Below are 12,012 nucleotides of genomic sequence, written 5' to 3'. Positions count from 1 at the left end.
AATTAGCCAATGAATTTCTTGAACATGCGAGTACCACCAGCCACGCCGAGGAACAGCGCCAGCACGCCGATACCGGCAGTGATGGCGGCGGTGGCTTCTTCGGTAACGCCGCTGGCCAGCGTGGACCAATTGATGATCGACACGGCGAACGACGCTTGCGCCGCAGTGAAGATGGCACCGCCCAGGGCAGCTTTTTCAACTTTGGAAGCGTGAGCCTTAACAACGTTGGCGATCAGTTGTTTGATTTGCATGATGTGTTTCCTTTTAAAGAGAGAGAAAGAGGCAGGGTGCCCCCCTGTGCAGCCCCCTACAGGGGCCGCACAGGGCGGCCACCTGCTAGCCATCGAAATACGAGCCCGACATGAGTCGCGCCACGGTTTTGAAGATCTTGCGGATGAAAAAGCCGACGAAGAACGAAGCCATGCAGTAGCCAATGAACGATTGGAAATCGAAGGTCATGCCGCAGCCCTTTCCGGGGCTTCCACCGCGCGCAGCGACAGGGTGCGCTGGTGACTCCAGTACCAATCCGGCACTTCGGTGACGGGTTGAATCTGGATGACTTGAATCACCGGGCTGAACTTGTGCAGGGTTGGCAGCGGCTCGGAGATGTCCAGGCCGTAGTCGCGCAGCACTTTCAGGTGGCGGAAGAAGGTGGCGCGGGCGAGGAGGGCGCGCACGTTCTCGCCGCGCAGGTAAGCGGAGGCGGTCATGCGAACAGGGGCGGGCAGGCTTTCCAGCTCCAGGCGGGTAACGTCGGTTTTGACGCGGCCCAGCAACGGCTCAACATCTTCGTTGAACAGACGGACGAGTTTGTCCATGGTGATTTCCCCGAGGAAGCGGCAGTGATGGTCACGGAGGTGCAGGCGCTTTGCTTCCAGTTCGAAGCGCAAAATGCCGTGAGTGTTGGCGTATTGGTAAACGGGGTCTTGCTCGATTTCGGTTTTGCTGCGGCCGTGGCGATGGGTGAGCATCTCCGGGGCTTTCAAGTAGGCCTTGAGGTACTTGCGGCCGGATTTTTTGCCCCATGACACAGTGGTGTCATGGGCGCGGGTGCGCTTGATGTGGTTGACGGACTGCGAGGCCAGCCAGTCGATGGCGGCTTGCGCATTGCCGGCGTTGCCGGTGGCGTAGTTCTGGGTGATGTGGACTTCTGACACGCTAGCGCCGGTCCATTCCACTAGCAGGCCATGCTTGTAGTCGTGGGCGCTCGGATTGGTTTTGAAGTAGGGGTCGCCAGCATCAAAGGGGGGCAGACCGTAGGTCGCCAGGATCTCGTTGATCTTCTGAACGGTGGCATCGAAGTCCAAGTTGAAGAGATTGTCAGGCCGGCAGAAGCGGCCAACGTTGCCTTCAAATTCGACCTTGGCGCCATCACAGCGGATGACATACAGGGAATCGTACGAGCCGCTGATGAAGCGGCGCGATACGGACTCGTATTCGGGAATAGGATTGCCTTCGTCGTCCTGCGGCCAGTTGCCGGACTCGTCGCGCTTGAACTTGTAGACGATGCCATCTTCAACGACAGGCAGCCGTTCGCGGAACGTGCCATCGGCCATGTGGCCGACGGGGTGTGTCTGCTGGATGCGGATGAAGTCGATGAAGATGGCGGACATGATCAGGCCTTGGCTGCGCCTGAAATATCGATAACGCGCGGCGTACCGCTGACGCCTGTAACCATGGTTTCCATGCGGCCAAAGCGCGGCACCATGCCGGTGGTGAACTCGGCAGCAATCGGGTATTCCAGCATGGCCAAGGCTTGGTAGCCCTCGTCGGAGACGGGCATTTCCAGTACCTGGAAGCCCTTGCCGAACTTGCTGTAGTTTTCGGTGGCCACCTGATCGTTGGGGATCAGGATGGACAGCATCTGCATGTCGAAAGGCTTCTGGGTTTTCTTGGCTACGCCACGCGCCTTGGTTAAGGCGATGGCTACGGCTTTCATGTTGGACATGGTGGTTTCCTTTGATGTCACGAATCAGGGTTGGCCGTGGTGGACTGACGGCAGGCAGTTAGAAAAACGATGGCGGAAGCTGGACAGGCGGCTTACGAACATGGAAACGCCGAGAGCGATCAACAGCAGGGACAGCAGGCCGAGGGCGTAGAGCAGGAGCTGAGCGGATTGCATGGTTAGGAATCCAACATGGTGTCGTAGAAAATTCTCAGGGTGCGATCCCGGCAAAAATCATCTAACTCATCAAGCGAATGCCATTTTTCAGACATGTAAGCGGGTACAACCTCACCAGCAACCGCCATGCGAGCTATCGAAGCAGAGAGCCAGAGGAATTTGTCTTTCACCTCAACCGAATGACGATAAGAAGCATCGTGAAGCTGGTAACGATCTGGCCCGAAGTCCCATGCGTTTACGTTCAGTTGCTGTTCCATGGCGGCATCTCCTTGCGTGGCGTGGTGTTTAGCGCTTGTGTGGCATCGCGGTTGTGCATGCCGCGTGGTCTAGCCTGCTAAAATGGAAATAGAGGCAAATCACACACATGTGTGTGTAAAGACATGATAGTCACACGGATGTGTGTGCTCAAGGAAAAGCCATGAAAAAAACGACTGACTACCTGCATGAAGCTCTGGAAAAGCTTGGGGACATGCCTGAAGGCAAGAAAGCTGAGACGCTAAAAATCCACAAAAACACGCTGATTTCGTACAAGAACGGCGAGCGCATCATGGACGACTATGCGTGCATCGTGATTGCCGATCTGTTGGGCGTTGACGCCCTAGAAATCATTGCTGCGGCCAACATGGAGCGTGAGAAAAACCAAGCCAGAAAGGACTTTTGGCAGGATTTTCGAAGGAAGATCGGCGCGCTGGCCATCGCCGGTCTGATGGTACTGACGATGCTGGTGAACCCAAGCCAGACAAGCGCTAAAGCCCCCCAAGGGGTTTAGTGGTTACGTCGTATAATGTTTATTATGTCAAATTTGCGTCGTCGTTTCGTGCGCTACTACACCTCTTCCGCTCGATTCTTTACGAAGTTCGTTCAAATATTCTGTCTGTGTCATTTGCAACACATAAGGCAATGACTTGTGCGCAGAGAATTCAAAATCCACTGCTCTGATGTGAGCATCCAGCCAGACACTCTTGTCTGGCTTTTTCATTTCGGACGCACCGAGCAGCAACTCGCCGTTGACCTGGCTGTCACCATCGACCAGATCGAACGCTGGAAATCTGGACACGATGCCGTGCCACCGATGGCCGTCAGACTGCTGCAGGTGCTCGATGCCGGAGACACGCTACGATGCGCCGGCCCTTGGAACGGCTCACGCGCCGATGGCACCCGGCTGTACCTAGACTGTGGCCACGATCTTGCACTGGAGTTTGCCGAGCTGGAGCGTCTGCCGGACTACCGCAGGCTGTACCACTTGCACCACCTGCAGACCGATCTAATCGAACGCCTCACCATCGAACGGGACTTCTACCGCCGCGAGTGCCACCAGCAGGCTCGATTCGGCATGGTCGTTAACCAGCTGTTCAGCTAGTAACCAGACCTGTCACGTTGAAGTCTGTCCAGTGCTTCAACCGTGGCAGTGGCTGGCGATATGCTTCGATCGCGCGTCATCTCGAATGCAATCAAACGGTCTGCCTTGGCTCTATCCTCGCCGCAGGCCAGACTCGATCATGGCCTCATAGATGCCCTGCTCTTCATACACCGCATTCATGGTGCCCAAGTCACCATGCCCACGGAACGCAGTCACGCTGTCGTCAATTTCTACTGCAGTAACTTTCTGGCCGTCGAACAGCTTCACGTCGAACCCGGCCAGCGGTGCTGTCTGGATGAAGTCGCGCACGGTGTCGTCGGTGTGCATGGACAGGCCAATGCAGCCATCCAGATACACCACCTGCTCTACCACGCGCCGTATATACACCCTACCCGCTAAAACTGGATTTCGAACGGCGAAGGTCGCCAGTCGCCGGTTTCCAGCGCGAACCAGCCGCCACCGATGGCCTGGCGCGGCCTGTCTTGAATCATCCAGGCATCACGAACCCACGCCGGCGAAATCCACCACGCCTTTTCATCGCGCTGTGCACCGTCAAGCCCGCCCTGCCCGTAAATCCGCGCCCTCTTAGGCATCGGCAATGCGTTGCCGTTGTCATCGTGCTGCTGACCCTTGCTGGCGTACTTGGCAACGTACCCTACCGGCTTGCGTGCCCACTCGCATTTCGTCATGCCGTGAGGCCACCAGCCCTGCTTGTCTGGCTTGGGCATGGTGATGTCTTTGGCAGTAAGGGCAGGCCCTGCGGAACGCTTTACGTTCCGCATCTCGCCTGCTCAAGTTGCAAGAAACAGTCCGATTTCCAATCATGTTATCCTGTAGCTCTGTTCCGCTGGCGCCATGGCGGCTTGCGGCCGAACAGAAAATCACTGGATGAAATTTACTGACAGCGGCGCGAAAAGCCGCGAAACATAAGGCTTTTGGCGCAATCATGCTCTTAATGATCGATAATTACGATTCCTTCACCTACAACCTTGTGCAGTACTTTGGCGAGCTGGGGCAAGAGGTAAAGGTATTCCGTAACGACGAAATTACCTTGCAAGAAATAGAAGCCCTGGCACCACAGTATCTGGTGCTGTCCCCAGGGCCGTGCACGCCGAACGAAGCCGGCATATCTCTGGCGTCGATCCAGCACTTTGCCGGCAAGTTGCCGATCATGGGCGTGTGCCTGGGGCATCAAAGCATCGGGCAGGCTTTTGGCGGCAAGATCATTCACGCCAAGCAGCTGATGCACGGCAAAGTGTCGCCGGTGCACCATCACAATGTCGGCATGTTCCGTGACCTGCCCAACCCGGTAACCTGCACTCGTTATCATTCGCTGGTGATTGAGCGCGAGACGCTGCCGGACTGCCTTGAAATCACCGCCTGGACCGATGATGGCGAAATCATGGGGGTGCGTCACAAGACCCTGCCCATTGAAGGTGTGCAGTTCCATCCGGAATCCATCCTCACCGAGCATGGCCACCAGATGCTGCAGAATTTCCTGAAAGAATTTGCCTGATCCCGCAACGGAGAATAACAACATGATCACCCCGCAGGCTGCCCTCAATCGCCTGATTGACCAGAACGAACTGTTTCATGACGAAATGCTGGACCTGATGCGCCAGATCATGCGTGGCGAAGTGCCGCCCACGGTGATTGCCGGCATTCTGGTTGGCCTGCGCGTAAAGACCGAAAGCGTGTCGGAAATCGCGGCCTCGGCTCAGGTAATGCGTGAATTCGCCACCCGGGTGCCGGTGCAGGATACCCGTAACCTGGTCGATACCTGCGGCACCGGCGGTGACAAGAGCCACACCTTTAATATCTCTACGACCTCGGCCTTCGTCTCGGCGGCCGCGGGGGCGCGTGTCGCCAAGCACGGCGGCCGTTCGGTGTCGTCCAGCTCTGGCAGCGCTGATGTACTGGAGGCATTGGGCGTGAACCTGAGCCTGTCGGCAGAACAGGTTGGCCGCTGCATTGACGAGATCGGCGTCGGCTTCATGTTTGCCCCCAACCACCACACTGCGATGAAGTACGTGGCACCGGTGCGTCGCGAACTGGGGGTGCGCACCATCTTCAATATCCTGGGGCCGTTGACCAACCCAGCTGGCGCCCCCAACCAGGTGATGGGCGTGTTCCATCCTGATTTGGTGGGCATCCAGGCGCGTGTGCTGCGCGAGTTGGGAAGCGATCGCGTGATGATCGTGCACGGCACAGATGGCCTGGATGAAATCACCCTGTCCGGCGATACTCTGGTGGCAGAGCTGAAAGATGGCCAGATCACCGAATACCGGCTTGATCCGGCGCAGTTCGGCTTGGGCTATGCCGCACTGCCCTCCCTTCGCGCCGAAAGCGCTGAGCAATCCAAAGCCATCCTGCAGGCGGTGCTGGCCGGTGAAACGGGCCCGGCGCGCGATATCGTGCTGCTGAATGCCGCTGCGGCTATCTACACTTCCGGTATTGCGGCCAACCTGCAAGAGGGGGTGGCCATGGCCCGTTCCGCCATCGACAGCGGCAAGGCGCAGCAGAAGCTGGATGAACTGGTGGCGCTGTCACGCTCCTTCGCCTGAGCTGCTGCCCTGCCCCACGCCGCCGGCGCTGACCGGCGGCGCACTTTTGAGACGTACCGTAATGGATTTCCCCGTCATGACTATCGCTGCTTCCATTTTCAAGGCTTACGACATCCGCGGTGTTGTGGGTGACACCCTGACGGCCGAGGCCGCCTTCCAGATTGGCCGCGCCATCGGCTCCGAGGCGCGCGAGCGCAATGTCAGTACCATCTGTGTTGGCCGTGACGGCCGGTTGTCCGGCCCGGAGCTGACCGGCGCCTTGTCGGATGGCATCCGCGCCACCGGGGTGGACGTGATCGACGTTGGCCGCGTAGCCACGCCAATGCTGTATTTCGCTGCCTATCAGCTGGAAACCTTCTCCGGCGTGATGGTTACCGGTAGTCACAACCCGCCGGATTACAACGGCTTCAAGATGATGCTGGGCGGCGACACACTGGCCGGCGACTGGATCCAGAAGCTGTATCAGCGCATCGTCAACAACGACTTTGCCAGCGGCCACGGCGGTTATCGCACGCACGACATCGTCGACGAATACCTGGCGCGCATCTGGGGCGACATCAAGCTGGCGCGCCAGATGAAGATCGTGGTGGACTGCGGCAATGGCGTGCCGGGCGACTTTGCGCCGGAACTGTTCCGCGGTCTGGGGTGCGAGGTGCACAAGCTGTTCTGCGAAGTGGATGGCACCTTTCCCAACCACCATCCGGACCCGGCCAAGCCGGAAAACCTGCAGGACGTGATCCAGGCGCTGCGCGACACCGACACCGAGATTGGCCTGGCCTTCGACGGCGACGGCGACCGCCTGGGCGTGGTGACCAAGGATGGCAATATTATCTGGCCGGACCGCCAGCTGATTCTGTTTGCGCAGGATGTACTGTCGCGCCAGCCGGGCTGCAAGATCATCTATGACGTGAAATGCACCCGCCTGCTGGCGCCGGCCGTTCGTACCGCCGGTGGCGAGCCGCTGATCAACCGCACCGGCCACAGCTTCATGAAGGCGGCGCTCAAGGAGCATCCGGATGCCGGCCTGGCTGGCGAGATGTCCGGCCACGTGTTCTTCAAGGAACGCTGGTACGGCTTTGACGATGGTCTGTATGCCGGCGCCCGCCTGCTGGAAATCCTGTCCAAGGTAGCCGACCCGTCGGTGTTGCTGAATGCACTGCCCAACGCGCTATCCACGCCGGAACTGAACCTGAAGACCGCGGAAGGCGAGAACCACGCGCTGATCGCCCGCCTGCAGCACAGTGCACAGTTCGAAGGCGCCGAGAACATCATCAGCATCGATGGGCTGCGGGTGGAGTACGTCGATGGCTTCGGCCTGATGCGCGCCTCCAACACCACGCCGGTAATCGTGCTGCGCTTCGAGGCCGACAACGCCGCCGCGCTGGCGCGCATCCAGGATGACTTCCGCCGCGTACTGGCCAAGGAAACCAGCGAAGCGCTGCCGTTCTGAGCGATAATCGCGTCCATTTGACGCCACGCGCTGCGCCAGCAGCACAAGGTTGGCCGCGGCCAACCTTTCGTTTTTCGTGACCCGCAGGCGCGGGTCGCCCTGTTTTTGAAAGGATGACCATGTACGCACAAGCCGCCAGCAGCTTCCACACCGTGCGCGACCTGCTGCGCTTTGCCGTATCGCGTTTCAATGATGCCGGCCTTACCTACGGCCACGGCACCGACAACGCCTATGACGAGGCCGCTTACCTGATCCTGTCGGCACTGAAATTGCCCATCGACCGGCTGGAGCCGTTCCTGGATGCCAAGCTGCTGGATACCGAAGTCAAGGACGTGGTGGACCTGATCGAGCGCCGCGCCGAAGAGCGCGTGCCGGTGGCCTACCTTACCCATGAAGCCTGGCAGGGCGAGTTCAATTTCTACGTCGACGAGCGCGTGATCGTGCCGCGCTCCTTCATCTTCGAGCTGCTGGGTGAACCGCTGGCGCCGTGGATCGAGCATCCGGAGCTGGTCAACCGCGCGCTGGATCTGTGCACCGGCTCCGGCTGCCTGGCCATCCAGCTGGCGCACCACTATCCGGACGCCAATATCGACGCGGTGGATATCTCGCTGGACGCACTGGAAGTGGCTAGCATCAACATTCAGAACTACGGCCTGGAAGAACGTATCCAGCTGATCCACAGTGACCTGGTGGAAGGCCTGGAAGAGCCGTACGACCTGATCATTTCCAATCCGCCGTACGTGGATGCGGAATCGGTGGACGCTCTGCCGGCGGAATACCTGCACGAGCCGGAGCTGGCACTGGGCTCCGGTGAAGACGGCCTGGATGCCACCCACGTGATTCTGCAGAACGCCGCGCGCCTGCTTACTCCGCAGGGCGTGCTGCTGGTGGAGATTGGCCACAATCGCGACGTGCTGGAGGCAGCCTATCCCAGCCTGCCGTTTACCTGGATGGAAACCGAAAGCGGCGATGGCTTCGTGTTCCTGCTCACCCGCGAGGAGCTGGTGGATGCCGGTCTCGGCGATCCGCTGAACGATGACGACTTTGCCGATGTGAGTGCCGACGACTAAGTCTGTGTCCGTGGCACGCGAAAGGCCGGGCGTTGCCCGGCCTTTTTGCTGTACAACGAAAGTGCTGCGCTCGCGCCCCCTGTCCGGGAAGGCCATTGACACGCCAGTTGGAGAAGCCGAGTATCGCGCCCCCATTTCAAGGAGAACGCTCATGACCCATGCCATTCCCTGGGAAGAACTGGAAAAGCAGGCGCGTGCCGCCGCCAAGCAGGCCTATGTGCCCTATAGTCGCTTTGCCGTCGGCGCCGCACTGCTGACCAGTGACGGTCGTATTGTGCGTGGCTGCAATGTGGAGAATGCCTCCTATGGTCTGAGCAACTGCGCCGAGCGCACGGCCATCTTCACGGCGCGTGCCGACGGCATGAGCGAGGTGGTTGCCATCTGCATCTACACACCCACCAGTGTACCCACCCCGCCCTGCGGCGCCTGTCGCCAGGTGCTGAACGAATTCGGCCCCACAATGGCGGTACGCACCATCTGCGACGGTGTCGAGCAAGTCAACACCACGTTGGACGCACTACTGCCCGGTGCTTTCGGCCCGAAAAACCTGGCCTGACCTCAAGGTCTGCTAATAAAAAACCACCGCACCCCAAATCTGGAGCGCGGTGGTTTTTGTTTTCCCAGTGAGTGACTGGGTCAGGTGCGACTCACTGCCGCCGGCAGCCATTGCGGCCACCAGCCGTCATCCTCCAGCCCGACTTCGGCCAGCGCTACACCGGGCACGCCCAGCAACTCGCCGTCGGCCGTGCGCAGCAATGGCCAGTCGGCACGCAACAGCGCTGGCACCGCCTGCTCCTGGAACAGCTTCTTGATCGCCTTGCGGCCAACCTTGTGCGGTAAGGCATCGCCGTCTTGTCGCGCCGCCAATCGCAGTGCCCGCCCCTGCCAGCTTGCCGGCAGGCCATGCCCGCGCTGCCAGTGCAGCTCGCCATGTGCGCAGCGCCAGTCTTCGCCCACTCGGCATGCCTGCGGCCATGGCGGCAGAGTGGCCAGCGCCCGTACACGCCGCAGTTCGCCGCGGTAGGCATACAGTTCGCCGGTTGCCAGCGACAGCCGCGCCGCCTCGCCGGCCGCCAGTGCGACCAGCAGACCGTTCAGTGCATCTGGTGTTGGTAGTGGCCAGTCGGCCTGCGATAGCCAGTGCAGCAGCAGATTACGCTGTCGAGGTGGACTCAATGCCAGCAAGGCTGGCAGCAGCAGGGCGTTACCATGGGCAGCTTGCTGCAGATCCAGCGCCGCCATGTCGTCCAGTATCGCCGCGGCATCGGCCATGCGCTGCGCGCTGCGCTGCAGTTGCGCATCCAGCTGCGGCACCCGTTGGCGCAATGCCGGCAGCGTTTCCAGTCGCAGATGGTTGCGCAGGTAGTTGGCCGCATCGGCGTTGGAGTCGTCTTCCACCCACTGTAGGCCATGCGCCGCAGCATACTGGCGCAGTTCGCTGCGGCCAACCTGCAGTAGTGGCCGCCACAGGGTCTTGCCCTGCCAGTCGCGACTAAGCGGCATAGCCGCCAGCGCGCGCGGGCCGCCGCCACGCAGCAACTGCAGCAACACGGTTTCGGTCTGGTCGTCGGCGTGCTGCGCCAGGGCCACAACCGCCGCCGACGATTCGGCAAACGCCCGGTAGCGCACCGTGCGCGCCACCGCTTCCAGGCTCTGGCCGGCGGATTTTTGTAGCGACACCCGTACCACCCGCAGTGGCACGCCATGCTGCTGACACAGTTGGCCGCAGTGCAACGCCCAGGCATCGGCATGCGGACTGATGCCGTGATGCACATGCACCGCACTCAGCGCCGGCCCGCCGGCCTCGTCGCGCCAGCGGCACAGCAGGTGCAGCAGCACGCAGGAATCCAGCCCGCCGGACAGCGCCAGCTCCAAATGACAAAGGCCGGACAAATTGTCCGGCCAGTGGGCGATCAGCTGTGGCAGCAGGTCAGGCTGCATCTTCCTTGAAGCGGCCATAGCTCATCAGGCGATCGAAGCGGGTTTTCAGTAGCTCGGTTACGTCGCGGCTGCTGGCTTCCTTCAGCTGTTCCTGCAGGACGCGCTTCAGTGCGGCCATCATCGCCGGATGGTCGCGGTGCGCGCCGCCCAACGGTTCGTTGATCACGCGGTCGATCAGTCCCAGCGATTTCAGGCGCGGCGCGGTAATGCCCAGCGCTTCGGCTGCTTCGGATGCACGCTCGGCAGTCTTCCACAGAATGGAGGCGCAGCCTTCCGGCGAAATTACCGAATAAGTGGAGTACTGCAGCATGTTGACGTAGTCGCCCACGGCAATCGCCAGCGCGCCACCGGAGCCACCCTCGCCGATTACGGTAACGATCACCGGCACCTTCAGGCGTGCCATCTCGTACAGATTGCGGCCAATGGCTTCGGACTGGCCGCGCTCTTCTGCGCCAATGCCGGGGTAGGCGCCCGGTGTGTCAACGAAGGTAATGATCGGCAGGCCGAATTTTTCGGCGGTTCGCATCAGGCGCAGTGCCTTGCGATAGCCTTCCGGGCGTGGCATGCCGAAATTACGGTAAATCTTTTCCTTGGTGTCGCGGCCCTTCTGATGGCCAATCACCATTACCGACTGACCATTAAAACGCGCGAGGCCACCGACGATGGCCGGATCATCGGCATAGGAGCGGTCGCCATGCAGCTCCTGGAAGTCGGTAAACAGGCTGCCAAGGTAATCTAGGGTGTACGGGCGTTGCGGGTGACGTGCCACGATGGCAATTTGCGAAGGCGTCAGTTTGCTATATAGGGTCTTGGTCAGTTCCTGACTCTTCTTCTGCAAACGGGCAATCTCTTCCGAGATATCGAGGACGGAATCGTCTTGGACGAAACGCAGTTCCTCTATCTTGTTCTCGAGCTCGGCAATCGGCTGCTCAAAATCAAGAAAGGTCGGCTTCATGCTTAGGTTCCGATTAGGGACAATCGAGCAATGATACATGAGCGTTTTACATCACGCACCACCCTGTCCGACAAAATGCCCACGGCATCATTAATAGCAAAAACAGACGCTTGAAAATTTGCATGCAAAAATTTGCGAATAGCCCTTGCAGGCCCGTCGTTGCTGTGTTTTAATTCGCCTCCTCGCTGAACGACGCAGCAAAAAAGCACTAGTTCAGCAGCCAGATTTCAGGGCGTTTAGCTCAGTTGGTAGAGCGTCTGCCTTACAAGCAGAATGTCGGCGGTTCGACTCCGTCAACGCCCACCAGCTTTAGGTTGGAGCGGTAGTTCAGTTGGTTAGAATACCGGCCTGTCACGCCGGGGGTCGCGGGTTCGAGTCCCGTCCGCTCCGCCAACAACACAAAGTAGTACCGAGCAAGTTTCGGGCGTTTAGCTCAGTTGGTAGAGCGTCTGCCTTACAAGCAGAATGTCGGCGGTTCGACTCCGTCAACGCCCACCAGCTTTAGGTTGGAGCGGTAGTTCAGTTGGTTAGAATACCGGCCTGTCACGCC

Annotated in this window: 17 protein-coding genes and 3 tRNA genes; 10 read left to right on the top strand and 10 right to left on the bottom strand. The window is 59.8% G+C overall.

The annotated features are described in order from the left end of the window. Window positions 1-2 precede the first annotated feature (2 nt). The 6 genes from ABNW52_RS09115 to ABNW52_RS09090 all read right to left on the bottom strand — a co-directional run bounded on the left by ABNW52_RS09115 (window position 3) and on the right by ABNW52_RS09090 (window position 2,379). Entirely contained in the window at window positions 3-251 is a 249-nt protein-coding gene (locus ABNW52_RS09115) for a hypothetical protein (RefSeq protein WP_349586672.1), read from the bottom strand. Window positions 252-336: 85 nt separating this feature from the next. Then, window positions 337-459: a hypothetical protein gene (locus ABNW52_RS09110; protein WP_349586670.1), complete on the bottom strand. Its 123-nt coding sequence runs from the start codon at window positions 457-459 to the stop codon at window positions 337-339. Further along, window positions 456-1,613: a phage/plasmid replication protein, II/X family gene (locus ABNW52_RS09105; RefSeq protein ID WP_349586668.1), complete on the bottom strand. Its 1,158-nt coding sequence runs from the start codon at window positions 1,611-1,613 to the stop codon at window positions 456-458. Before ABNW52_RS09105 ends, ABNW52_RS09110 begins: the two co-directional genes overlap by 4 nt. 2 nt (window positions 1,614-1,615) lie before the next feature. After that, entirely contained in the window at window positions 1,616-1,948 is a 333-nt protein-coding gene (locus ABNW52_RS09100) for a hypothetical protein (protein WP_349586666.1), read from the bottom strand. A 24-nt stretch (window positions 1,949-1,972) separates the two neighbouring features. Then, a complete protein-coding gene (locus ABNW52_RS09095) occupies window positions 1,973-2,122 on the bottom strand; it encodes a hypothetical protein (RefSeq protein WP_349586663.1) in 150 nt (49 codons plus the stop codon). A gap of 2 nt (window positions 2,123-2,124) precedes the next feature. Beyond that, complete coding sequence (locus ABNW52_RS09090; protein ID WP_349586660.1) at window positions 2,125-2,379, bottom strand: hypothetical protein; 255 nt, start codon at window positions 2,377-2,379, stop codon at window positions 2,125-2,127. A 161-nt stretch (window positions 2,380-2,540) separates the two neighbouring features. Between ABNW52_RS09090 and ABNW52_RS09085 the strand changes: the two genes are divergently transcribed. Both ABNW52_RS09085 and ABNW52_RS09080 read left to right on the top strand, forming a co-directional pair. Further along, window positions 2,541-2,891, top strand: a complete 351-nt coding sequence (locus ABNW52_RS09085; protein ID WP_349586658.1) for a hypothetical protein — start codon at window positions 2,541-2,543, stop codon at window positions 2,889-2,891. A 138-nt stretch (window positions 2,892-3,029) separates the two neighbouring features. Next, the gene (locus ABNW52_RS09080; RefSeq protein ID WP_349586655.1) at window positions 3,030-3,482 is read left to right on the top strand and encodes a hypothetical protein; all 453 of its coding nucleotides are present in this window, start codon (window positions 3,030-3,032) and stop codon (window positions 3,480-3,482) included. A gap of 111 nt (window positions 3,483-3,593) precedes the next feature. Here the strand turns inward: ABNW52_RS09080 and ABNW52_RS09075 are convergent, their stop codons facing one another. After that, complete coding sequence (locus ABNW52_RS09075) at window positions 3,594-3,854, bottom strand: hypothetical protein (RefSeq protein WP_349586653.1); 261 nt, start codon at window positions 3,852-3,854, stop codon at window positions 3,594-3,596. 23 nt (window positions 3,855-3,877) lie between these two features. Further along, on the bottom strand, window positions 3,878-4,210 hold the full coding sequence (locus ABNW52_RS09070; protein ID WP_349586650.1) for a rolling circle replication-associated protein: 333 nt from the start codon (window positions 4,208-4,210) through the stop codon (window positions 3,878-3,880). Window positions 4,211-4,428: 218 nt separating this feature from the next. Here ABNW52_RS09070 and pabA point away from each other — a divergent pair, with 218 nt between their 5' ends. The 5 genes from pabA to ABNW52_RS09045 all read left to right on the top strand — a co-directional run bounded on the left by pabA (window position 4,429) and on the right by ABNW52_RS09045 (window position 9,122). Beyond that, window positions 4,429-4,998 (top strand): aminodeoxychorismate/anthranilate synthase component II, encoded by a 570-nt coding sequence (gene pabA / locus ABNW52_RS09065; protein WP_349586648.1) that lies wholly within the window; start codon window positions 4,429-4,431, stop codon window positions 4,996-4,998. Between the two features lie 22 nt (window positions 4,999-5,020). Next, window positions 5,021-6,046: an anthranilate phosphoribosyltransferase gene (gene trpD / locus ABNW52_RS09060; RefSeq protein WP_349586646.1), complete on the top strand. Its 1,026-nt coding sequence runs from the start codon at window positions 5,021-5,023 to the stop codon at window positions 6,044-6,046. 76 nt (window positions 6,047-6,122) lie between these two features. Then, a complete protein-coding gene (locus tag ABNW52_RS09055) occupies window positions 6,123-7,496 on the top strand; it encodes a phosphomannomutase/phosphoglucomutase (RefSeq protein WP_349586644.1) in 1,374 nt (457 codons plus the stop codon). A 119-nt stretch (window positions 7,497-7,615) separates the two neighbouring features. Beyond that, window positions 7,616-8,566 carry a 50S ribosomal protein L3 N(5)-glutamine methyltransferase gene (gene prmB, locus ABNW52_RS09050; RefSeq protein WP_349586642.1) on the top strand — a complete coding sequence of 317 codons (951 nt, stop codon included), beginning with the start codon at window positions 7,616-7,618 and terminating at the stop codon, window positions 8,564-8,566. A 151-nt stretch (window positions 8,567-8,717) separates the two neighbouring features. Continuing rightward, entirely contained in the window at window positions 8,718-9,122 is a 405-nt protein-coding gene (locus tag ABNW52_RS09045) for a cytidine deaminase (protein WP_349586639.1), read from the top strand. A gap of 80 nt (window positions 9,123-9,202) precedes the next feature. On the opposite strand, the gene tilS is transcribed toward ABNW52_RS09045, so the two are convergent. Both tilS and ABNW52_RS09035 read right to left on the bottom strand, forming a co-directional pair. Continuing rightward, entirely contained in the window at window positions 9,203-10,507 is a 1,305-nt protein-coding gene (gene tilS / locus ABNW52_RS09040; protein WP_349586636.1) for a tRNA lysidine(34) synthetase TilS, read from the bottom strand. Next, window positions 10,497-11,462 (bottom strand): acetyl-CoA carboxylase carboxyltransferase subunit alpha, encoded by a 966-nt coding sequence (locus ABNW52_RS09035; protein WP_349586633.1) that lies wholly within the window; start codon window positions 11,460-11,462, stop codon window positions 10,497-10,499. Before ABNW52_RS09035 ends, tilS begins: the two co-directional genes overlap by 11 nt. A 230-nt stretch (window positions 11,463-11,692) precedes the next feature. Here ABNW52_RS09035 and ABNW52_RS09030 point away from each other — a divergent pair. The 3 genes from ABNW52_RS09030 (at window position 11,693) to ABNW52_RS09020 (ending at window position 11,960) form a co-directional block, all read left to right on the top strand. Continuing rightward, window positions 11,693-11,768 (top strand) — tRNA-Val (locus ABNW52_RS09030). Between the two features lie 10 nt (window positions 11,769-11,778). Further along, window positions 11,779-11,855, top strand: a tRNA-Asp gene (locus tag ABNW52_RS09025). A gap of 29 nt (window positions 11,856-11,884) precedes the next feature. Next, a tRNA-Val gene (locus ABNW52_RS09020) sits at window positions 11,885-11,960 on the top strand. The last annotated feature ends 52 nt before the right edge of the window (window positions 11,961-12,012 follow it).

This window comes from Vogesella oryzagri, from assembly GCF_040148885.1.
Taxonomy (GTDB): domain Bacteria; phylum Pseudomonadota; class Gammaproteobacteria; order Burkholderiales; family Chromobacteriaceae; genus Vogesella; species Vogesella oryzagri.
Note: the sequence above shows the minus strand (reverse complement) of the source record. Positions and strands in the feature narration are given on the sequence as shown.